Origin of the sequence: Oceanobacter antarcticus, assembly GCF_044962685.1 — a bacterium.
Classification (GTDB): domain Bacteria; phylum Pseudomonadota; class Gammaproteobacteria; order Pseudomonadales; family Oceanobacteraceae; genus Oceanobacter; species Oceanobacter antarcticus.
Genome location: NZ_JBBKTX010000002.1, coordinates 57,325 through 79,985, shown reverse-complemented (window position 1 = coordinate 79,985; position 22,661 = coordinate 57,325). Strand labels below are relative to the sequence as shown.

Here is a 22,661-nt window from a genome sequence, read left to right as displayed (position 1 = left end):
GGATATTAGACTACGAAACTTAACCTCAGACTTCTAGCTCCGCAACAAGGAGCTCGCCTGTTATGACAGGTCATTAAAAGGGCCCGAGTGATCCCGGCGTGGTCGCTGTGTAGTTGGCTCCGAACCATCCAGTGTAATCTCCTCCCCAATCACAATCCTCCCGTGATAAGTCCCTGTTGCAACACGAATGCCATACTCATCCTCCAGTTCGTTCAACCCGACCTGCGGGTTTTGCGGATAAAACCAGCAGTGCAACCCCACAAACATAGCCGTCACCAAATTCGCCATGCGGTTTTCATCATCATCGCCAAATAGGTTCTGAGTAGCCCACTCTTCCATTCCTTCTTTTATAACCGTTGGCACTTCAATTTCCATTTTACTGGTCTCGTACTTTGCTTTATCTCCTTGCGTAGACATGGATATTCCTTTCATTTTGTTGAAATCCGTTTCCTTACCTCCCTTAACGTACACATCAAACCTTTATAAATCATTAACTTACAGATCCCACTGGCGGAAAAATTGATATTTCCTCGTTTTCCGATTCTTCCGTTTCTTTCCGGCTGTTCTGATGAACGTGAGCTATCAAGATTGATGCTCAGCTTCCCAATTCGGGGGAGCAACAGCTATGGCCATTGCTGAAACACTCAACATTAAGAAACGAAGACTGCGCAGTTTTCACTTACTCGATAGGTGAAAACATGAAGAACATAAAGGTACTTCCAATGAATTTTTTTAAAGATCGTCACTGCTATAGCTATCTCCACGCGTCCTTACTGCGTCAGGAGTGCTCCAGTCGGGAGATCCCCGAACTGATGACACAAACGATGGCTCGTATTCATCGGCCTGAAACTATGGGCTGTGTCTTCGTGCTTGACTGGGATCAGATGACCGATGATGACTCCAGGACGATTCGGAACATGCTCCGTACTAACGATGACGGAACGCCCAAATCCTTCATCCGTGAATACGACTTGCTCCAATACCTTTCACTCTGCCTTCAGCATCTGGACGATATCTACGCTGCTTTCGTCAAGGATTGGTGTGAAACCCAGCTGAATGTAGACATCGATGAGGAGGATTGCTAATGGCCCACATCTGTAATCTGGGGCTATTTGCTTCTGGGGCTGCATTCGCAGCTCCTGATGTTTACCTCAACGCCCATCCAGTTTCCCAGAACATCTCTCAGCCTCGCGTAGGGTTTGAGGCTAAAAGGCGGACTGTTATTCGTTCACTACATCTGTACGTGGCGATGAAATCACGTCATTTCATCACAGAGGAGATCTCTTATGTCTCGTAGAAAATTGAAACCAGAAGTTGGTCAATCGCTGGTGCAGGCCAACAAAGTTGGAACATCACTGCCTTCCAAGACCCAAGGTGATCCCTTCATCCACAAGATGCGGATGTGCGGTGATAGAGAGCTTGCGATTCAGGTCGTCCGTGAACATGCAGGCACTCAGTTTGATAGGGAGCACATACAAGAACTAACCGAACTACAAATGCGGGAGTCCGCGCTTGAGAAAGAATATGAGGCCTTAAATAAGCCGATTGATGAAGCCCGTACCCGCAAGGACGGCACGTCTCGTTATCGCAAAACAGTCAGCTCTGACCAACCAAGCCTTTGGGGACAGCTACATACCAAGGATAAAGTGAGCATTCCTATCCTGATCGTCGCATTACTGACTTCTCTGGGCATTGGTTTTGCCAATGCCTATACCGCGATCATGGGCAGTGGCGATGTCGCCTTTTTAACCAACCCGACTCTTGCCGTTCTCATGGCGTCTGTGCCTGCACTGGTATCACTGGCACTGGAAAGGATCAATCAGCTGTTTGATCTCGACAGCACCCGCCGGAAATACACCTTCGCGGTATTTGCCGCGACGGGCGTTGTGGCCGCAGGGTGGGCCGTTCTGTTTGCACAGAATTACGGCTCTGCTTCGTCACTTTCTGATTGGGGGTCGTTGGTCACAGGAAAAAGCAGCTTCATGATTGCAAGCCAGCTGCTGCTCGAAATTTTTACTGCCAGCTCACTCGGACTGGCTCTGGATGAAATTGTTCGCAAGTACGAGCCGGACTGTAATGCAGACAGTCCGGAAATCATCAAAAACGAGATGGCATTTGAAGCCATATTTCAGAAACAGCAGGCGATCCTGACTGAGCTATCGGTATGTCGTGGGCGCATTAGAACTATTGAAGTGTCACGCCAGTTCGTTATTGAAGAAAAGCTTTGCGAGTTTCTGTTTCTCTCAAACTACGAATCCCATCTCAACCATCTGACCGAAGATTAAAGGAGATTTCCTATGACTACTTATCTGAAAGCCTTATCTGTCTTTGTTATGTTCATCTGCCTGAGCGCACCGGTTTTCGCCCGTGACTATGTGTTCGCGCTAACGCGCCAGACCAGTCCATCCGTCGTTGAAGATCAGGTTAAACAGGCCATCACCTTTTTGACCAAGCAGAAGCCCGGTGATACTGCAACGTTTCTGGATGCAGACGACTTGGTTCAGTTGGGCGTATTCACGATCCCAGATGTCGAACCGTTTAATGATCCACGTCAACTAAAGGCTCGCTTCGCGTATAACAAAGCCTTGGCAAATCGTTTGATGACTTTTGCCAAAAAATCACATGCAGTGGATGCACCTGCCAGTTCACTGCCGAATGTGCTGCGCTATATCGGAGAAAACATCAGCCGCGGCAACCCAATAGATGTTCTCATCCTGGGTTCGGTGTTGTATCACAACCCCGCCAATCCACTGTTGTCCATGCGTGAAGGGCACTTTCCATCGGACTCGTATCTGAAAGCGCCGCGTCATCTTTCACCGTTTTCAGCAACGGCTGAGAATGCTCTGGCAGGCATGAAGGTGCATATTGGCTTCGGTGACAGTGCCTTCATGGAAGGCACTCCTCACGATGTATATGTGAAACGCTTCTGGCAACTCTTCATTAGCCGTCAAGGCGGCACACTGAACAGTTGGGCCAATGATCTGAGTACGCTGTTAAGAAACATTGAGGAGAATGCCTTAGCCTTACCAGCCCCTAAAAGTAACTTTGACGGTGTGACCTCTGACAAGCTGGAGATCTTTTATCTGCGCCCGACTGTATTGCGCCAGTCTCTATTTGAACGTCCTGTGACCACCCAGCCGATGTCTAATCACGAGCTGGCAAGGGCGCAGGATGTAGAAATTGATATCCGCTGGCGCTGCGCCTGTGATCTGGATTTGCACGTAAGACCTTCTGACGCTGGGGAGGTGATCAGCTTCCGTAACGTCAAGACGGCTGAAGGGATGCTATACAAAGACTACACTGATGCCGCCAGCCTTAGTTTGAACGGGTTTGAAACCGTGGCGTTGAATGTACCCGTTGATCTCAATGCGCTGACCATTGCAGTCAACCATTATGCAGGTAAGCGGGCAAAAGGAATTCCGTTTGATATCCGTATCTCCGTGTCTGGTCAGACCTATCTGGCCCGCTATACCCTGCCAGCCGCTTCGGGCAATGGAGGGGCAGACGTTACAAAGGTGATCAACAGTGGTAACCCATCACCCTATACTCTGCTGATTAACCCGCGCTCTGTCATTCCGGTTGCATCATAAACATTCAATTTTTGAGATCAAAAACAAGCCCCGAAATCGGGGCTTTACCGTTCTATCTCTTGCTTTCTGTTGTGTTGCTTCTGCTCGGCGGCTTTAAACGGATCGTGCGTTTGAGCCTTATCCGCCATGATATCCGTTTGGGTGTAATTGGGGATGATGGCTTTGCCCTGACAGACCAGCAGCCAGGCTTCGTAACTGGTGGTCTGCTTGCCATAGGCCGGTACGTTGTTATCTACCAGCCAGCGCGCCAGTATCTGTGGATGCTGCATCACCGGTGAGATCGGTGTGCCTTTGCTGTCGGTTTCATACATCTGCAGGTGGGCAATAGCATCCTGACAGGCGGGTATCTCCAGACGGCTGAGCGGTGTGTAGACCCCATCGCGTTGTGGATGCTGCCAGCCGACGGGAACGTAGCGCACTTCCCGCCCCATTATTCGCGCTCCCGACCGGATGAGCGCTGTTTAACTTCACCATTAAAGGTTTGGGTTAATCCTTGCTTTTTAGCCTCAATCGCTTCAAACGGATCAAGCGCTTTGGATTGTTCTTTTTGCGCTTGCCAGCGCTGATTGAACCGTTGCCTGTCGAGATCCTGCCCCAGTCCTGGCGGGGTTGGCTGTGGAACAGGTTCATCCTGCTTGATCATCTCCGGTACGGGGCTTTTTGTCTGTTCCGCTGTGTAAGATTGCGCGCTCGTGGCGCGCGTGAAGGCATTTTTTGCCTCTCCTTTCCGTTCTTCCATAGGAATTACCTCAAGGGTATCAATGGGTTATGGGATTATTTTGCTTTATCCAACACGGATGGCGCATACTGGTGGTATGCGCAGTATTCATGATCTTCGAGAGGCAGCCGGTGGGGATATGGAATCCCGTATTCTGGAATGCCCCGATGGCGTGGCTCGCCTGTTATCACTCCCGCCGCGCTACTGGCAGGAGCTGTATACGCTTCTGGTGGTGGATACGCCCAGTCTGGATGAGATCCTGAGCTATATTCTGCAGCTCAGTGAGCAAAGCGTGATTCAGGAAGACTGGGAGCATGAGACCGCCTTTCGTGAGCTGTTCATGTATTACATCTACCGCAATTACCGCAGTTATCTGCAAGTGCGCTACCAGCTGGCCAACGATAATATTGAGCCTTGGTTCGCGCACTTTTACGAACAGGCCAGGACTTAGCGTTCTCGTCCGCTACCACGATCATCGCGTTCCCGCTTGCGGTTTTCAGCCTGAGCGAAAGCGTCTTTCTCCTGATCCTTGCCCTGTCCTTTTGCGTGATCCTCACGTTGCTGGCCGCGTTCATTCTCAAAGTGGTAGTACACGCCTTCGCCCAAGTTTTTAGGATCAATATGCCATTCAATCAGGCCGCCTTTCTTGCCGTTACTGCGTGGCCATATACTGGCGATTTCAACCGGCTTGCCGAGTTTTTCTTCGCCGTACTGATCGGCGCGGATTTCACTGAAGCTGATCCGGTGCGAGGGGTATTTCTTGTCATCACTCATGGGGGTGTCCTCCGGTTAACCATGGGGTGAGGTGGTATTGTGCGCGTGTCTTTTACGTGACGTGGGAAACTCACCACGTCTTATAACCTTCGACATAGGCGATTTCGCCATTGATGTGATTGGGCCAATGCGCCAGATTCTGTGGTACAGGCTTGCGGATAAACCGCTTTTGTCTCGCGCCCCAGAACGCGTGTTGTACCGTGACGCGATCCAGTGGCGGGAACAGAGGATCAGGGCCGTAGCGCCCTGCCATGGCCGGGTTTTTCCAGTACGGCGGCAGCTTGTTCGCCAGAATGGGCGGTACGCCCGCACCCGGGGTAAAGATCAGTACCTGTTGATTAAGGCGCATGATCTCTGCCGGGTCGATGGCGTAGCGCCCGGTCTGGCGGCGGCGCTCACTCTGCGCCTGCTGATGCTGAAATTCCCGCTCCGCATCCAGAGGATTCCCGCCTTGCCACAGGGCGTTATAGCGTGCACTTTCCGCCAGATAAGCACGCTCGGCCTGCGCCATTGGATCATCCATCTCTAAGGTCATCTTGCCGACCATATCGGCATAACGGCGGGCACTTTCAATATCGCGGATACCGCCGCCCAGTATGATCTGCATACCGCAGCTTTCCTGAATTTCCTGTGCACCGGCCTGACCAAACAACAGCACCAATTGCCCCTGGCTTTGATAGACCAGCACCACATCAATGTACTTACGACACTCACTCACCAGCTCTTTGATAAAGTCCGCGCGTCCGCAAGTCGCAGCCTCTTCCAGAAAGAACAGCGGGCGTACACCTCTCACCATGCGCATACAGTGCAGTTTGGCAATCCCGACCACCATGCGCGTCAGGCTTTCCATAAATTTGCCGCTACCACCTTTGAGCACATAATAGATGCCGACTTTTTTACGCGGGTCAGTCAGATAGGCCAGATAATCCTCATCACCACTGACCGACTCTGCCACTACTGGTGAGGACAGCCAATCCAGATCATCGCGCAGTTTGCCCATGATCGCGCCGTACTCTTTTTCTGAGCCGTGCTTTTTGCTGTAGATCTCGACCAGAGTGCTGTACAGATCGCCGCCGAACGGCTCAAGCTGTTGGCTCCAGGCTTTGAAATACTCGTTATCCACTTCCAGCTGATTGAGATGTGCCCACAGCCGGGCGGGGGTCACGCGTCCTTCGGTCAGCACCAGTCCTGCCAGGATACGGCCCAGCCAGCGCATCGCGCCTTTATCCACCCAGGCATTATCGCCTTTGCTGTCATTGCGAATGGCCATTGCCGCAATCCGCCGGGCATTGTCCAGCAGCAAGGGATCGTCAGGTTTTAAGATGCCCCAGAGGTTGAGCTTGTGATTGATGTCCGGGTAGGCGCTTGCCCCCTCAACATTCAGGGCATAAGCCTCGCGCTGCATAGCGAGGTTATAGTGCCAAGTCGTGCTCATATACTGGCCGCCCATATCCAGCAGCAGAAAACTGCCGGTGGAGGGATGCACCGGCTGATACAACCCCAGCGATGCCCCTTTGCCCGACCCCGCCCCACCGATAATCAGCGTGGGCTCATCCAGCCGTCGCCGGAGAACGGTATTCCCCAACACACCAATCGGGCCGCCACCTACGGTCAGGTACTGCGCGTCCCTCATTGTGCCCAGTCGGGCAGAGCCGTAGAGATACTGGCGATAATGTGCTTCTGTGATCATCAGAACGGCCCCCGGTTATGGTGATGTCCGCGCCGGAACAGCATCATGATCAGCACCTGAAGCAGCGCCGACGCGCCGAAAAACACACTGACGGAAATCAACAGGATAACGGCCCAAGAGCCGAATTGCGCCAGCTCTGTACCAAGATCAGGCCGTAGAAAATCGAACGCAAACGGACGGATATATTGGGCAAGAACCGGCAGTAACAGCACAGCGCCTAAGATAGCGACAGTGGCCGAAAAGCCGCTGATGGCGCGCTCCAGCGCCGTTGGTTTTTGTTGGGGTTGCATAAGAAAGCCTCACTCAGTGACTGAAGTGAGGCATTGTGAACGGGCTGTTTAGTTGAGGTGGGAAAGTAAAGCAGCTTTGTATCAACAAATATTGATACCTGTGTTTTTATAATCTGAACACCATTTCAATCTTAAGATTGAATTTCAATTGAAATAGGCAATTTGAGTTTAGTAACAATAGGAGTATAAACGTCAGCTTGCGCGCTTTCTGTTTCAATAGAAACTACTAAGCTATAACGAGTTTTCCGATTCCAACAGCCTAGGTGAGAGCGTTCTCTCCACCAACCAATTTTAGGCATAACAGAGATAAAATTGGACGTCGCTAATTCTGCAGATGTGCCGGTCCATGTATCTGAATGAATAGACCCCCGATCTCTGGCTGTTGAACCAAGCAACCAATGCCCAGAAGCTGATTGTGTGCTCGTCAGCTGCTCATCTTCTTCCCTGGCAGCCTTGTTTATCCGCTTGATAAATTCCTCTTTGGATTCACCTGGATTATTGATATCAAATCGCAACGCATGAGAGGCATAACGATAACGATCTTTCCAGCCAATCTCACCAGGCCCCGGTTCAATAAAATATGACAGCGTGACTTTCATTTTTACCTGTACATCGTCAGGAAGCGCCTGCAACACTTCCACTGGCCAGGGAAGATCATAAAAATGCATATCGTGAGTGCGCATGCCACCACCAGATTTTTTATCGTATGGCTGGAGCTCTGCTTGGGCAATCAGCGTTAATGCATTTCTGGCACTGTAGAGTGCTCTGTCGAGACTGGGTACTCCATAACCGCAAATCTTAAGTAAGTTTTTATACTCACTCTTTTTGTCTGTAGCCATGAACTGTTTTTTAAGCGGTTCCGGCCAGCTGGCTGAGTGCACCAGCAATGCACGAATGGTTTCTTCCCAATAGTCAGGGTACTCAGCCCTGATGACTCCCGCCATTCTCGCCAGCTGGGCTGTGGCAGCACTCGTCATATTAAATGGGTAAAAGTAACCTTGCGCATCTGGTCGATAGGTAGTGGAAAGAATTGAAAGATCATCGCACTCAGTAGCAAATCCCGAATTGTCTATTGCTAAATTGCCACCCTCTAATACCAACTCAGGTTTAATCGGCCATTTATTTTCTTCCCAAGTACTCGATGTTGTAGAAAATGGCGATAGTGTTTGTGCCTCTGCTACAGGCTTGTACGATGCTAGATTCGAGTCCACGATATCGACCAGATTGGTCATTGCACCAACTGTCAGTGCATTCCATGACTGAGCTGGGTCATGAACTGACTCTGTCACCTGAATATCAGGGTATTGTTGCGCAGCCTCTTTAACTTCCATCGTATGAAGGGAATTACCGCCACTGATGATAAATAGCCGTTGCTCATCCCATGTCGCGGCTAACTGATCGATTTCCGCAGACCAGGAGCTGGGACGCCCTCGATCACGAGTATCCGTCGCAGTGACGGCCATGCAGTATGCCCGTTTTCTGTCTGGCGATTGTATTTCAGCTCTGCTAACGCCTTGAGCAGTAATATATCCCCAGAGGTCGGGTTCGTTTTCTCCATCATGCGGCAAGATTTTCACCGACTCCAAAACATGAGTAACCGAAACAGGATCGCTGCTTTCCAGCAATGACGTTAAATCCCCATACAATGCGGTTCCTGCCATGAGAGTACCATGACGATCATGGTCATGCGCACCCCAAGAAGGGTCAACGGATTGGCAGTCGTCAACAGACAAAAACGGTTGAATCAAGGGGTGCCCATTATTGACACCCGTATCAAGAATACACACCGATGACACTGGATTCTCGGGTTGATCAATCCGATTCAGCAAGTTATCGACCCAATCAGCTTGCTCTTTTGCATCCATTTCCATAAAAAATGCAGTGGTCGTTTTCGCCAGGCGGTATTCCGCAATCAAGTCGCTTGCCTGCGTCAGCTTTTCCAGGTCAGCGGAACTGGCGAAAACAACCTTAACCATCCGTTCGGGGAACTTTATAACTCCTTGACGTGCTTCCAGCTTTAGCTGCGCAAGCAACCTATCAAAGGCTTTTACGTCTTCATCAGAATCCCCTCGCAGCCATACCTCAACCCATTTTTTATCCGACCCAGGTTTTGGAGCATTGGTATCTGTCCAAAACGAGTCAACTAACAGGGCGTTTCTGATATCCGATATGCTTGCCACCAAATCCTGATGTTTAGGATTTCCTTTATCGGTATTCTGGCTCAGGTATTCTTCCAATTTCTTGGCAAAATATTTTCTCTTCTGATTGGATACATATACAGTTGCTAACGTGACTAATTGACCGGACGCATTTTTCTCTTTGCGTACATTCAGCAATCTGATTTCTTTGGATCGCATATCCTCAAGACTTTTGGTCACTAACTCCGCATCTGGGTCACTGACAAACTCTAGATACACGCCATTGCGCGTTCCCACCAAAGCAAGCTGACTGCTCTGGGATTCATCCCACGCCTTTTTGAATTGGCCTTGCAAATATTGGCCATGCTGGGCTCGGTTTCTGGGAATGACGGTCTTTGGGATGACAGCAGAAGAGGTACTGGTATAAGGGCGGGTTTCAGGCTGATCAGGTAGAACGATATGGGGAAGCTTATCCATAAACTATTTTATTCTGCTATAGAAGAGAGTATCAGAGCCCTGAATAGACCTGTCTCCGTTGATTTATAGTACCAATTAACTCAGCGGCAGTTACCTTAGATCGATCATGTAGTACCGCTTCTTTAATTGCGTCCCGGCATGCTGAGCCAATTTCGGCCTGGCTCAACCCCTCACAGCCAGACAACACTTTTTTCCATGCAAAACGGCTGGCAAGAAAAGTCCCCATGATCAGTTCAATCAGGTGCTTTCGCTCACCTTCATCCGGCAAAGAGTAGTAGAGTACATCATCAAATCGACGAAACAGTGCCTGATCCAAAAGCTTAGGATTATTGGTCGCCGCAACAATAATACTGTCTGATTGATCCTGCTCAATAAATTGCAGCAGAGCATTTAGTACCCGACGCATCTCCCCAACATCATTGTCCATTGAACGATCACCACCGATGGCATCGAATTCGTCGAAGAAGTAAACTCCTTGTTTTTGCCCCATGATGTCAAATATTTGACGAAGCTTGGCGCTAGTTTCCCCCATGAACTTCGTCACAAGTCGATCTACCTGAACGGTATAAAGCGGTAATTTTAACTCATGCGCCAAAACCCTTGCCGACATAGTTTTACCAGTGCCTGGAGGTCCAGCAAGCAGAATACGCCTACGATTAGACAAACCGTGTTGCTGCAACTTGCCACGTTGATAGTACTCTTGGATCACCCGATGGAATCGATCCAAGGTGGCCTGAGGGGCAACTAAAAACTGGAATGGTATTTCTGGAGATTCTGATGCAACAAGACCGTTCAAATCTTGAGGAAAAGGGACAACCTTGAGACCTTGGCGGGTCCTCTTCCGATGATTGTCCACGAGCTCACGAATCTCATGAGCAAGAGTTGCATGTCCTTGTTTTGCCTCATGAGCCGCCATCTGAAGTGCAATCGAGTAAAAACGCTCCCGATCTTCTTCAGAATACGAGCGAATGAGTGACTTAATCTGATCCGCAGTGGCCATGACTTTCCCTACTTAATCAATTCAAAAATAGTGTTACATCCTACAGGAACTCAATATTGACCAATAGAGTGAACGTCCATCTAGAATTATGCCATCTTAGCACATGCATGCGTCTATTGGACACACATATTTGCCAAGATAACCCAAAAACTGGTTTAATGGGCAGCAGTATCCACAACGAACCACAAATCTAATGGATGTTCGAACTCTGAAGATGGCCGATGCTTGCTCAGTATCTGGTTATACGAGAGACCAAATGCGGGCTCTATTACGTGATTTACCCTCTTTTACACTCGATCAAGGCACTGGACGAAGCCGCGTGTTTACACGAGTTGAGCTACTAACTATTGCCGTTATCACATATATGGAACAAAGATACGGCATTAAGCGGGTTGCTATAGGTGGGATTCTGGGACTGCTTCTTGAAATACTTCAGTCACCTCGAGAAGTAGATCCACTTGCTTGCTTAGTAGTCGTGACGGGCGAAGCAAAAGTTTCTTACTCTCGCCTGAGTGAAACCGTTACCGAAGGGCTGGTTGTTCCTTTAGCACCCATTTTTCATCGATTAGATACCTACCTCGGAGTCAAACCCCAACAAAGACAGATGGAAATCAGCTTTGGGCCTACTGTCATACAAAAGATAACAGCCCACTCTTCATAAGGGTAAGTACTTACGAATTCAACATTCGTCCTTTTGATTATTCATCTGACTTTTTCCCAAAATACTAAAACATCACCCTTAGGTTGCTTTTCTGTTGTTCAACTCAATCAGAAAGGGAAACACTATGAGTACGACACTCCATCCCGTGATCTATCTGGTCACTAACTGGCAACTCCAGGACAGAAACTACTACCTCAGGCTCTGGCGAGCTGTCCGTAACCTTAACTACTCCCGCAGGCAGTGGCGGGAAAAACTGTCGGATATGCTGCGGGATTATGGCGGAGCCATTCAGTATGCCCCCGGTGTGCCCTACCGGACTCCACTGGTCGATGACGTTTTCGGCAATGATGAGGGGATGCGTTGGCTCAGCTATTACCTGAAAGCCGATACTACAGACCGGCAACCCATGATAAAGAGCCGCAGCTTTGACCGGTTGAGGTTATTGGATCTGTACGTCCGTATCTATCATCCGGATCGATCCCGTTAGATTCGATGTCTTCAATATCTCAGCGTGAAAACGGCGGCCCATGGTCGCCGTTTCTTTTTCCGGGCAAGAAGCGCGTGGAATTTCCCAATAACGAGGAAGGAATGCTCTAAGGAGAAAGCATGATAAACAACGCAAGGAGATATTGCACATGGACGAACAAACCATTATTGATGATGCCCTGACTATTCTGGAATCACGGCTGCACAGGCCTCAGCACACTTTTAAGAATCCCCACGATGTCCGGAATTATCTGAGACTCAATCTGGCGGATAAAGAACATGAGGTTTTTGCCGTCCTTTATCTGGATAACCAGAACGGGATGATCAATTTGACTCAGATGTTCCGGGGCACGATTGATGCGGCCTCCGTCTACCCCAGAGAGGTCGTGAAAGCGGCACTGCAGTTTAATGCGGCGGCGGTGATCTTTGCCCATAACCACCCATCCGGTATTTCTGAACCCAGTCAAGCGGACAAGCTGATTACGGAGCGATTGCAGCAGGCACTCAGCCTTGTTGATATCCGTACCCTGGATCACTTCATCATTGGCAGTGGTCAGCCTTATTCCTTTGCTGAGCATGGCTTGCTGTAGTACGGACGTGACCCGCTGGCTGACCTTCTGTGACCCACTCCGCTTTTAACCTCTAACACCGAACGCAAGCTGTGTATGGCATTGCCATACTGCTTGCAAAGGGGATGCTGCGCCCCCGTTTGATCCCCAGCCGTGACACCCTCTCAGGCATTGAGCCAGATTGGTGTCAGTGAGCGTATCGCCGCTCCGACCACTCGCAGGATCTGGAGAATTGCCTCTCCACCTGCACCAGACCATGCACAAACGTCTGGCCGTTCGATCACCAGCAGGGGCGCGTTCCTGCTCCCCTGACGACCCCATGACCAGACGGGAGATGTTGGCTCTCCCTTCTGGACTTCCCATCAACCAACCCTGCGCGGTTTGGATGCGCGTGAGCGTGATGCCGCTCAATCACATTGTGTCTGCCCCAAGTTTCCCAGATTACGACTGGCCCTCCCTGACAATCCGAAATCATCAAGGCCAGTCCGGCATTTGCCAGGGGGGAATGTATGACATTCAAATATCTGTCAGCACTGCTGCTGAGCCTGACGGTTTTTACCGCAGCCGCTCAACCATGTGATATAGCTCGCACTAGCTATTACAATATTGATATCGCACTTCAGGACATTCGCCAGATCTACAAACTGCTCTGTCCAAGCAAATGTGGGCACATTACCATCTCAGCAGAAGGTGTCCGTAACAACGCACAGGCAAAGTATCTGCGTGCTCAGGAAACAGAAATCTCCTATGATCCAGAGTGGATGGGCTATCTTGCCCGTACTTACGGGGAGAGCGTACCGTTTGCCATCCTTGCTCATGAGCTGGGTCATCACATAGACTTCAACACAAGCAGTTACAACCGGATGACTGACTGGCAGCAAGAGCTGAGCGCTGATGCCTGGGCTGGCTGTGCTCTGGCCTTAGCCAATATGGGAACAAGTGAGTTCGAGCAGGCCATGAGGTACTCAATGGCGGTCAGCCCTTCAGAGACTCATCCGGGCTGGCAAAAGCGGAACAGTGCGATCCGGGGTGGGTATTGGCGGTGTAAGCAAAAATAAACAGGGAAAAGAAAATAAGTGCCCTCAATATATCACATACCTATTGGCTCTGAGTTTTAATGCCATTCATTCTATAAACGGCAAAGTGAGCTGTCATTTTCATGGTGAATGTGAATAACTTATGACTGTATTTACCGTCATCATTGCTCGTGATGGTGTTTATAGCTACCTTAATGATCGGAGAGTTGCGGCTTGTCTGCCATCGACCCAAAGCGGACATATATAAAGGATGTGTCGCATTTATTGTATATGTGGCAGAATAATGTATCAATGGGCTCATAAATGACATGAGCAGCGTAAGTAACGAAATAATGAGCTGGGCTCGCCAAAACACAAATTCGGTTACTCTGACCCCATTGATCGGACCCCATTGATCGAGATTGAGCCTAGTAGAGATATTTAATGTCCATACAAGCTGTCAGAGCACAAATCCGTTTTGCGTTGGAACAACTAAAACCGCAAAACAAACATCATGGCTTCGAAGATATTACACGAGAGTTTACTAGACAGCGGATTTGCAGAAATCTATTACCTGCAACAGGGCCTGTAGGGACAGGCGGCGACCAGGGTAGAGATTTTGAAACATTCAAAACCTATCTCGATTCGCCTATTGAAAATACTACTCTGTTCGAGGGTAACTCTAAACAGGGAAATATCTTTTTTGCCTGCTCACTTCAGGAAAAGATTGTCGCCAAAATACGCGCCGATATTAAGTCTATTTTTTCCCAAACAGATGAGAGAAGGCCTGTTTTCTTTTTTTGTGTTGAGGATGTCCCGGTTGCAAAGCGGAATCAACTAATAAAATGGTGCAATAATAACTATGGAGTTGAGCTGCAAATCTTTGATGGTCAGGCTCTTTCAGAGAATTTGAGTGACCCCGATATTTTTTGGATTGCAGAAGAGTTTTTGCATATTCCTGCTGATATATACCCTGCTCCCAGAACAGATGATGAATCTTACACTGAATATAAAGATCGCTGGATAAAGAATGGCGAGCAACCAATTAATATTTCTGATTTCTGCCAAATAAAATATGGTCTGCGTGAAGCTACTTATAATGAAAAATTAAAAGTCGACATTCCTAGTTGGATCTCAGCAATTAGTATGATGATTGAAACTACTGGTGATCCAATAAAGCGTAAGATACAGTATGAAATCTGCGTGGCTGGTCTTCGAGGGCAAAAAAACTTAACTCAATATAAGAGTATTGTTGAAGAGTACTTTGCGAATTTAGATGAGATTGATGACCCGCTGCAATTGCCGGATATGTGCGTGCTTCTAAGTTTTTGTTCTACCGGAAAAATGCTCGGTGAGTTTGAAGTCGAGGCCGAGTACTTGCATGGTCTTTCCAAACGCCTGATGTCCCGTATTGATCACTTTTTGGATAGTGACCTTGGTGATAATACGCGCTGTTTATTAATTGAAGCCAAGGCGAGGGCCTATCTATTACAGTTTTATAAGGGAGTTGATCCAGATTTTGATTTAGATACAGCTTTTAAATGGTGGAGAAAGCTGGCTGATAATATTGACAAGGCTCCGTTATTTCCTTTAGAGCAGTTTTCTGATGTTATGGTTTTATTAACCAATATGATTGGTGATGATGAACGGTTTTTAGAAATTACCGATAAATTAGATGATTTACTAGCTGCTCGCATGGGTGGGCATGCTGCGGCTGATAAATGTCGAGATCGGGCGATGGCTTTTTATGATAATGGGAAAATTATCCAGGCTATCGAACACCTTCATCGTGTAAAAATTAATTGGTTTTCTGCTGAGGCACTTGGTGGAACCATAGTGGCATCCCGTTTCATTGCTCAGTGCTACGATGAGTTGGGTATGCAATATGCTGCAAAATATTACTTGCTTTCATCATTCATTTTGGCATTTCGATCAGATAATGAGGATTTACACCCATTAATTAGCAAGTGTATTTTTCAAGCATCCGAGGTTACTTATGGAGCTGGTGATTGGTTTTCATATTTTTCGATGATGCGCTTAGGGCTATATACGCACCATCACTTTGATAACATCCCTTTGGACCTTACAGAACATAATAGCTTGCAAAGGGCCATCTTTTACACTGTGGTTATCAGGTCATTATCCAAGCGCTTTTGGCCGGACGCCTATGAATACGTAGAGCAGTGCCTAGACGAGTTTTTATTAGATGACCAAATGCGAACAGAACTCAAACAGATAACTGATGATTTGCCTAAAGATAATTTTTGGCACTCGGCATCCTATGAAGATATTTGGCAAAAGTTTGAAGAAAATCTCACGGGAATTCCTTTTTCGGATATTGGTGATACACGGATTATTTCTTGGAAAGCGCTGGGTATTGAGTGGGAAGTGCATTTCGATAACTCCTATGAAATTACCAGGGTTGCAGAGGAGTTTGTAGCTGTTTTGCAAATAGCGCTAGTCGATCTTGCGCAAGATGACTTCCAGCTGTTGCCAGTTAAGATAGAAATTAACGCGATTTTATCTAAAGATGGTAAGTTCGATGTAAAAGAGCGGCCAGATAACGATAAGTTGAAGTGGGATATTTTTATTCCTCCATTTAAGCCTCAAAAGCAATCCGCTATGGATAAAAGAACCAATGAGGTTTTTGCTTATACGGTTTCTGCTTTGGCGTATTGCTCAATGCTTAGCCAAAATGAATTTCAGTCTAAGCTGGGAAAAGCTATGAACAAAGGCCTATCAAGCAAGACCTTTTTTGGTAGGCCATATCCAGAGTTATACAAAGAAATAATCACGGAAGATTTATTTAATGAAGAACTTAGAAAGAAGCTGGATGCAAAAGAGGCAGGCAAAGAATTCTGCTATTCAGAGCATGCGCAGTTAGCGTGGATAAATGGTCCTGGGGCTAATTTCTCTGAAGATGAGGGGCGGGAGCACGCCAAAAATCGGTATGAGCGTCTAGCTGGTATGATGGATATCATATGGCCAAAAATCATGATGAGTGAGCATCACAGATCATTTGTGGAGAAACTGCATAATGACGGTTATCTCGATTGGCATATTTCAGTCATCGTCTGTAATGCAGTATGTAATCATATCGTGCATATAGGGCTGGGTTTGAACCCGGTTGATAAAGCGACTGCTGATGCAACGCAAAAAGCTATGTATTCTATCTTTGATGGTGAGATGAATGATCTGTTGCAGAACTTCGATATCGGTCAGGTGCCAATTTTTGATCTGGAGATGCAGGAAAGAATAAGCTTTATTAGCATAATGAAAACTTGGTACCTGGAACCTGCGTCTCCAACGCAGACCCCAAACTTTGAGGGAATAAAGCAGTTTTTAATTGCTCGCTATAAAATTTTTGAGCTTGATGCTCCGCACAAGCCTCTATTTTATTCCTAGTTTATTTTTTAAATGCATTGGTATGTGCGTGTTTTTAGAGAGGAATATGGGTGTTAAAAAGCAGGTAGTTGCAAGAGGTGATAATGGCGACCACATTTTTTTACTGATATTTCTGGCATCAATTATCGATGGGTTGATCAGCTAAAGAATAATCACGCGCAAAGAGCAGTTGAACGTTTGGCAAGTGACCTTTCTCGTGTTGGACTCACAGAATCAGAGTGGTTTCGTAACTTAGAAAAGTCATAATACCAACCCCACACAAAAGGCTGGACGCTTCCCCTCATTCCTGCCTGACCTTTGCTTGGCATAAGGTCGAAATGATTTAACCGGCAATATCAAGGAAAGGATTATCATCGTGCCAATTTCAATATATGACAACTGCGGGTCTTCTTGCCTCTGGTACTGGGAGGTTGCAAGCATTTGCTCATGAAAATAACTCCGAATGCGAACCGGTGCGAACAAGTTCAATTAGTTTTTCTCTTTCGTTACCACGATAAATCAATAACCAATCAGGTTCGATATGGAATTCTCGATGATCAACATAGTTGCCCGTTAAATTATGATCTCGATTGCTTACTGGCAGAGCTTCCTCCGCAATCAAAAGCTCCAATATGACATGGAGCTTCTGTACGTCTTTATTCTGTCTCTTGCACTTCTTAAGGTCGCGCTTAAATTTATTCGTTGCAAATAATTCGTACATCAGACGTCTAAATCTTCAAACATGGCATCCGTGTTTTTATAGCGTGTACCTTGTCCGTTCTCAGCTTCTTTCATCGCTTCCAGTGTTTCAGCATTGGGAACTTTAGCTTTCGGCTGGAACGGCAGCCCACCACTATTGACAGCCTGTTGTAAAAACAGCCGAATAGCATCCGAAGTTTTTAAGCCTATGGACGCAAAAATTGCCTCAGCATCTGCTTTCAACTCTGCGGAAACGCGTGCTTGAACTGTATCGTTAGTAGCCATATCAAACCTCTGCATACTTATCATTACTACCTCATATACTTGTACACCAAATGACTGCAATTGTCAATCAAATGCATGCAATCAGCCTTCGCCTGCATATCGTTCTGCGTGTTACAGACGTTGTCCTTTCTGCCAATCACCTTCATTTCGTACCTTAGCGCCCACGCTGTCAGGCAGGCGTGTCGCTTCAAGCCCTTTTACCCGCTCGTTCGTCTAAGGGCTGCGCCCAAGCCTCTCTGAGCGGTCCCCCACAAAAGGGCTGGACGCTTCCCCTCATCCCTGCCTGACCTTTGCTTGGCATAAGGTCGAAATGGATTCGACCGGCAATATCAAGGAAAGGATTATCATCATGCCAATTTCAATATGCGACAACTGCGGGTCTTCTTACCTCTGGCACTGGGAAGAGGCTTTTTACAAATTCGGCTTCAATGACGGTGATGGGCAAGTCGAAACCTGGCAAGTCGAAACCTGGCAAGTTGAAAGTGTGCTCTCCAAAGCTGGATACCTTGTTCAATCTTATACATGGGGGCTGCACAATACCGTTATCACCTCCATCCAGAAAGATGGGGTTGAGTACATACCATCCAATACGTCCAAGCATAATCACGGCTACGACGCCCCCCGCCAGTACCTGCCTGAGGCCATCATTCAGCTGTTGGATGATGCGTTTAATAACGATGACGAGTAAAACCCCGTTTCAAGGAAGAAAGGATAACACTATGTTCAGAAATCAAATCATGTGCGGTGAATCACAGCATCTGCTGTCTGCGCTGCCAGAAAACTCTGTTGATCTGGTGGTTACTGATCCGCCCTACCTCATCAGTTATAAGGATTCATTCGGCAGAAAGGTTCGTAATGACGATAACCCGGATGGGGTTCTGCCCGTGTTCAATGAAATAGCACGGGTACTGAAACCTGAGAGTTACTGCATCAGCTTCTACGGCTGGTCAGCCATTGCGCAGTTTGTAAACTGCTGGCAGGAGGCCGGTCTTCGGATTGTCGGTCATCTGGTCTGGCCGAAAGGCTATGCAAGACGCGCCGGTCATGTGCGTTTTGCCCATGAAGCCGCTTACGTTCTGGCAAAAGGCTATCCAGACTTTCCTGAGAAGCCGTTGAACGATGTTCAGCGCTGGATCTACTCCGGGAATGCGTCACACCCCACGCAGAAAGCCGTACAGGTCATTAAGCCTCTGATTCAGGCATTCTCACGCCCTGGAGATCTGGTGCTTGATCCGTTCTCTGGCTCTGGCACTACAGCCATAGCAGCGGCACTGTCCGGAAGGGACTATCTGGGTATAGAGCTTGAGCCCGGCTACTGCACCTTGGCCAGAAACCGTCTGGCTTCAGTTCACCTTCCAAAGGCAGTATGAACAGACCATACAGGTCGCCAATCCATTTTGGCGGCCTGTTTAATTCCCATTTATGAGTTGCTCACAGGCCACGAATTCAGCCCGGTTCCGGGCCGGATAGCTTCGTTTGATAAGTTGAAACATTTTGCTTGAGGAAGTCATCCCAATCCATTAGTATGCGCGCCAGTGAGTTCGAGTACTGACTACTCAGTCGCACCATTATCAAAATCAGCAACGACCCTGTCGTTTGCCCTTAATGTAATAATGGTAAAGCACGATAAATCGTACGACTGGTCGAGGCAGCCAACCTCGGGACTGGACATAACCAGTCAATAAAAATGCCCAGGTGGTGGAATTGGTAGACACGCTGTGTTCAGGTCGCAGTGAGCTATGCTCGTGGGAGTTCGAGTCTCCCCCTGGGCACCATTTGATTATTCAACTCTGAAGTTTTTCTGCTGCTTTGAAAAGCAAAGAAATTCGGGTGTTCGAGAACCTTCCTCCCGGTCGTACCCTAACGGCTCTGAAAACACCAATTGAAGCACCGCTTTCTTATCTTCCAATCGCTCTGAAGCCCGCATTTTGTAAGGGACATACTCATCAGAGATATCAACGGTGCCTTGTTTTTGAGAGTTTCTCCGTCAAAAGCACCTTGTTTCGTTCTATTTTTTGTCGTTCTAGCTCTCCAGATTGTGCGCCATGTTTGAATGGCTGTATTCCAGCAGCAGATCCATTGTCTTTGCTATTTTAGGATTCGTTGCCACGGTATCTATGGATAGGGTCTTGCTTCAGTGTCATTGCATTATTCTGAAGCGGGGTAATACCTGTCAGCTCCTGACCAAGTTATTTCTCCCTACGCCGCAAGACACTTGGTTCCAGACCTAATACCAAACAGGCTTCAGCAATCGAGTAACCTTTTCGGTAACCAACGTCTTTTGAGCTGCAATCCTACTGCAACGGACTGACGTTTTGACTCATAGACACCCATTATTGGCGCTGGCGCTAATATAACGCCAATAATGGGTGTCTAAAATCATTAAAGGCAGGGGTGTTAGTTACACCGCTGGTGGTACGCCTTGGTGAGCACGCTGATGACGCTCCCGAATCCGCTCCGGGTTGAGCAAGACTCTGGCCAGTGCTGGCAGTAGCACCAGCGCTCCAAGCATGTTCCAGAGGAACATAAAGGTCAGCAGAATGCCCATGTCTGCCTGGAATTTGATCGGTGACAGCATCCAGGTGGCAACGCCAATGGCCAGTGTGACGCCAGTAAAGCTGACCGCCTTGCCGGTAGAGCGCAGGGTTTCCAGGTAGGCATCTTTGAGCGACAACCCAGAGATTAACAGCGCCTCCAGCCGGTTGTAGATATAAATGCCGTAGTCAACGCCAATACCAACACCCAAGGCAATCACTGGCAGTGTGGCGACCTTGACGCCAATCCCCAGCCAGGTCATCAACGCCTGTCCCAGTATCGATGTCAGCGCTAATGGCAGCAGGATACAGGCGACGGCGGTGAGCGAGCGGAAGGTCAACAGACACAGGCAAAACACCACCACGTAAACAAAGATCAGCATGGTGTCCTGGGCGTCAGCGATCACCTGGTTAGTGGCCGCTTCGATCCCGGCATTACCGGAAGCCAATTGCAAACGCAGCGGAACCGCGTCTATTTTGCCTTCGGCAATGGCGTTTTCGATAGCATCGGCACGCATACCAAAATAGATTTCATCCACCTGATCATCGTACTCGACCTTGAACGCTTCAACCGCATTCACCACCGTTTTCAGCGTCTCGGCCTTGTGATCATTCAGATAGATAATAACCGGAGCCATGGAGCAGTCAGCGTTCAACAGCCCACTCGGCGCCCGCTGAATAGAGGTATTCAGGATGGTCTGGTTGCGTGACAAGGCATACCAGTTGAGGTTGCCTTCATTCATCGCCTTGGTAACCAGCTTGGAGACCGTGACCAGCGACAGCGTAGATTGCACGCCGGGTACGTTTTCCATTTGCCACATAAACCGGTCCAGTACATCCATAACCTTGAAGGTATTACACATTTCGATCGGTGTTTCGGCCATCACTACCATCACATCCGAACTGGTGGAATAATTCGCCACCATAAAATCGTTATCCTGGTTGTAGCGGGAATCGGCACGTAATTCCGGTGCGCCCTTGTCCAGATCCCCAATTTCCAGATCCTGGCTGTAATAAAAGCCGCAGGCTCCCAGCACTAACGCCAGTGAGATTGCCACGACGGCATAGCGTTTTTCAGTAAAGTGACTGAGCCACTGCCAGATCACCGGGTTGGCTTTTTCTGCCTTTTGCGCTTGCGCAACGCCAGAGGGACTGATGCCGATATAGGACATGACAATCGGCACCAGCACCAGGTTGGTCACGATGATCATGGCAACCCCGACCGAGGCCGCAATAGCCAGCTCCTGAATCACGCCGATATCGATAAACAGCAATGTCAGAAAACCCATGGCATCACTGAGCAAGGCCAGCATTCCCGGTACATACAAGCCACGAAACGCCTGACGCGCCGAAGACATTTTATCCAGCCCCTGGCCAGAATGAATGGCAATGCCGTTAATCAGCTGTACGCCATGACTGATGCCGATGGCAAACACCAGAAACGGCACCAGCACCGAATAAAGGTCAATACTGAAGCCCAGCAGTGCCAGTGCTCCGAGCTGCCAGACCACGGCAATCAGCGATGCAATGATTGGCACCAGCGTGCCTTTCGGACAACGAGAGTAGAGATACAGCAATACCGCCGTCATCAGCATCGCCGCCAGAAAGAAGTAACCAATGGAGACCGCGCCATCCAGCAGATCACCCAGCTTTTTTGGCGTACCGGTGATGTAGATGCGTATTTTGTCAGAGCTGTACTGATCGCGAATCCGGTCTTCGAGCTGATGTGACAACGCCTGGTAACTGAGCTTTTCACCGGTTTCCGGATTGATATCCACCAGCGGGACGTTAATCACGGTGGAAGAAAAGTCATTGGCAACCAGCCGACCGACCTGTCCCGATTTAAGAATATTCTGCCGTACTTGCTCGACACTGGCTTGGCTGCCGTCGTAATTAGCCGGAATCACCGGCCCACCCTGAAAACCTTCTTCGGTTACTTCAGTCCAGCGAGTATTCGGTGTCCATAACGATTGCATACCAGAACGATCGACACCGGCAACAAAAAAAACATCGTCGTTAATTTTGCTCAGTGTTTTCAGGTAGTCGTCATCAAATATATCTCCCTCCACGGCGGCCACCGCAATCTTGATATTGGCCATACCGCTTTTCATATCATCCTTGTGCACCAGGTAATTCTGGATGTAGGGATGATTCAGAGGGATGTACTTTTCGATACTGGAGTCGAGACGAATCTGGGTCAGGCCAAATGCAAACACCAGGGTCAGCACACCAAGCAGCATCAACACCAGCGAGCGATTATTAAACAACACTCGCTCTAACAAGGGTTCAGTTTCCGGCGAGAGAATAAAGTGTTCGGGTTCGGTCGAATAATGATGTTTCTGAGCCATGA

The 22,661-nt window shown here is 48.4% G+C and carries 21 protein-coding genes, 1 tRNA gene and 1 pseudogene; 12 read left to right on the top strand and 11 right to left on the bottom strand.

All coding sequences use genetic code 11. From position 1 onward, the window contains the following. Nucleotides 1–60: 60 nt before the first annotated feature. Entirely contained in the window at nucleotides 61–417 is a 357-nt protein-coding gene (locus WG929_RS01945) for a hypothetical protein (protein ID WP_416204668.1), read from the bottom strand. Nucleotides 418–698: 281 nt separating this feature from the next. Here WG929_RS01945 and WG929_RS01940 point away from each other — a divergent pair, with 281 nt between their 5' ends. From WG929_RS01940 to WG929_RS01930, 3 genes are all read left to right on the top strand, one after another. Next, complete coding sequence (locus WG929_RS01940) at nucleotides 699–1,085, top strand: hypothetical protein (protein WP_416204667.1); 387 nt, start codon at nucleotides 699–701, stop codon at nucleotides 1,083–1,085. Nucleotides 1,086–1,286: 201 nt separating this feature from the next. Further along, a complete protein-coding gene (locus tag WG929_RS01935; protein ID WP_416204666.1) occupies nucleotides 1,287–2,285 on the top strand; it encodes a hypothetical protein in 999 nt (332 codons plus the stop codon). 12 nt (nucleotides 2,286–2,297) lie between these two features. Then, complete coding sequence (locus WG929_RS01930; RefSeq protein WP_416204665.1) at nucleotides 2,298–3,590, top strand: hypothetical protein; 1,293 nt, start codon at nucleotides 2,298–2,300, stop codon at nucleotides 3,588–3,590. 44 nt (nucleotides 3,591–3,634) lie between these two features. Here WG929_RS01930 and WG929_RS01925 read toward each other — a convergent pair whose 3' ends face one another. Both WG929_RS01925 and WG929_RS01920 read right to left on the bottom strand, forming a co-directional pair. Beyond that, complete coding sequence (locus WG929_RS01925) at nucleotides 3,635–4,021, bottom strand: hypothetical protein (RefSeq protein ID WP_416204664.1); 387 nt, start codon at nucleotides 4,019–4,021, stop codon at nucleotides 3,635–3,637. Continuing rightward, nucleotides 4,021–4,329 carry a hypothetical protein gene (locus WG929_RS01920; RefSeq protein ID WP_416204663.1) on the bottom strand — a complete coding sequence of 103 codons (309 nt, stop codon included), beginning with the start codon at nucleotides 4,327–4,329 and terminating at the stop codon, nucleotides 4,021–4,023. The genes WG929_RS01925 and WG929_RS01920 overlap by 1 nt, the downstream gene beginning before the upstream one ends. A 76-nt stretch (nucleotides 4,330–4,405) precedes the next feature. Here WG929_RS01920 and WG929_RS01915 point away from each other — a divergent pair, with 76 nt between their 5' ends. Then, nucleotides 4,406–4,759, top strand: coding sequence for a hypothetical protein (locus WG929_RS01915; RefSeq protein ID WP_416204662.1), 354 nt, complete (start codon nucleotides 4,406–4,408; stop codon nucleotides 4,757–4,759). Here WG929_RS01915 and WG929_RS01910 read toward each other — a convergent pair. The 5 genes from WG929_RS01910 to WG929_RS01890 form a co-directional block, all read right to left on the bottom strand. After that, the gene (locus WG929_RS01910; RefSeq protein WP_416204661.1) at nucleotides 4,756–5,082 is read right to left on the bottom strand and encodes a hypothetical protein; all 327 of its coding nucleotides are present in this window, start codon (nucleotides 5,080–5,082) and stop codon (nucleotides 4,756–4,758) included. The two genes, WG929_RS01915 and WG929_RS01910, sit on opposite strands and share 4 nt — an antisense overlap. Nucleotides 5,083–5,152: 70 nt before the next feature. Further along, the gene (locus tag WG929_RS01905; RefSeq protein WP_416204660.1) at nucleotides 5,153–6,772 is read right to left on the bottom strand and encodes a type IV secretory system conjugative DNA transfer family protein; all 1,620 of its coding nucleotides are present in this window, start codon (nucleotides 6,770–6,772) and stop codon (nucleotides 5,153–5,155) included. Continuing rightward, nucleotides 6,772–7,062 carry a hypothetical protein gene (locus WG929_RS01900; protein ID WP_416204659.1) on the bottom strand — a complete coding sequence of 97 codons (291 nt, stop codon included), beginning with the start codon at nucleotides 7,060–7,062 and terminating at the stop codon, nucleotides 6,772–6,774. Before WG929_RS01900 ends, WG929_RS01905 begins: the two co-directional genes overlap by 1 nt. Nucleotides 7,063–7,193: 131 nt before the next feature. Further along, nucleotides 7,194–9,677 (bottom strand): S8 family peptidase, encoded by a 2,484-nt coding sequence (locus WG929_RS01895; protein WP_416204658.1) that lies wholly within the window; start codon nucleotides 9,675–9,677, stop codon nucleotides 7,194–7,196. A 31-nt stretch (nucleotides 9,678–9,708) separates the two neighbouring features. After that, the gene (locus WG929_RS01890; protein ID WP_416204657.1) at nucleotides 9,709–10,677 is read right to left on the bottom strand and encodes an AAA family ATPase; all 969 of its coding nucleotides are present in this window, start codon (nucleotides 10,675–10,677) and stop codon (nucleotides 9,709–9,711) included. A 256-nt stretch (nucleotides 10,678–10,933) separates the two neighbouring features. On the opposite strand from WG929_RS01890, the gene WG929_RS01885 reads away from it, so the two are divergent. The 5 genes from WG929_RS01885 (at nucleotide 10,934) to WG929_RS01865 (ending at nucleotide 16,814) form a co-directional block, all read left to right on the top strand. After that, nucleotides 10,934–11,338: a hypothetical protein gene (locus tag WG929_RS01885; RefSeq protein WP_416204656.1), complete on the top strand. Its 405-nt coding sequence runs from the start codon at nucleotides 10,934–10,936 to the stop codon at nucleotides 11,336–11,338. A 124-nt stretch (nucleotides 11,339–11,462) separates the two neighbouring features. After that, nucleotides 11,463–11,825 (top strand): hypothetical protein, encoded by a 363-nt coding sequence (locus WG929_RS01880; RefSeq protein ID WP_416204655.1) that lies wholly within the window; start codon nucleotides 11,463–11,465, stop codon nucleotides 11,823–11,825. 148 nt (nucleotides 11,826–11,973) lie between these two features. Continuing rightward, nucleotides 11,974–12,414: a RadC family protein gene (gene radC, locus WG929_RS01875; protein WP_416204654.1), complete on the top strand. Its 441-nt coding sequence runs from the start codon at nucleotides 11,974–11,976 to the stop codon at nucleotides 12,412–12,414. 488 nt (nucleotides 12,415–12,902) lie between these two features. Then, nucleotides 12,903–13,451 (top strand): M48 family metalloprotease, encoded by a 549-nt coding sequence (locus WG929_RS01870; RefSeq protein ID WP_416204653.1) that lies wholly within the window; start codon nucleotides 12,903–12,905, stop codon nucleotides 13,449–13,451. 402 nt (nucleotides 13,452–13,853) lie between these two features. Next, entirely contained in the window at nucleotides 13,854–16,814 is a 2,961-nt protein-coding gene (locus WG929_RS01865; protein WP_416204652.1) for a hypothetical protein, read from the top strand. 490 nt (nucleotides 16,815–17,304) lie between these two features. Here the strand turns inward: WG929_RS01865 and WG929_RS01860 are convergent. Further along, a pseudogene (locus WG929_RS01860) lies at nucleotides 17,305–17,514 on the bottom strand (type II toxin-antitoxin system RelE/ParE family toxin); the annotation flags it as partial. Continuing rightward, entirely contained in the window at nucleotides 17,514–17,777 is a 264-nt protein-coding gene (locus tag WG929_RS01855) for a type II toxin-antitoxin system RelB/DinJ family antitoxin (protein WP_416204651.1), read from the bottom strand. The pseudogene WG929_RS01860 and the gene WG929_RS01855, both read right to left, overlap by 1 nt. Nucleotides 17,778–18,126: 349 nt before the next feature. Between WG929_RS01855 and WG929_RS01850 the strand changes: the two genes are divergently transcribed. From WG929_RS01850 to WG929_RS01840, 3 genes are all read left to right on the top strand, one after another. After that, complete coding sequence (locus WG929_RS01850) at nucleotides 18,127–18,465, top strand: hypothetical protein (RefSeq protein ID WP_416204650.1); 339 nt, start codon at nucleotides 18,127–18,129, stop codon at nucleotides 18,463–18,465. A 31-nt stretch (nucleotides 18,466–18,496) separates the two neighbouring features. Then, nucleotides 18,497–19,147 (top strand): DNA methyltransferase, encoded by a 651-nt coding sequence (locus tag WG929_RS01845; RefSeq protein WP_416204649.1) that lies wholly within the window; start codon nucleotides 18,497–18,499, stop codon nucleotides 19,145–19,147. A 319-nt stretch (nucleotides 19,148–19,466) separates the two neighbouring features. Beyond that, nucleotides 19,467–19,552: transfer RNA gene (locus WG929_RS01840), tRNA-Leu, on the top strand. Nucleotides 19,553–20,178: 626 nt separating this feature from the next. Here the strand turns inward: WG929_RS01840 and WG929_RS01835 are convergent. Then, a complete protein-coding gene (locus WG929_RS01835) occupies nucleotides 20,179–22,659 on the bottom strand; it encodes an efflux RND transporter permease subunit (RefSeq protein ID WP_416204648.1) in 2,481 nt (826 codons plus the stop codon). Nucleotides 22,660–22,661 lie beyond the last annotated feature (2 nt).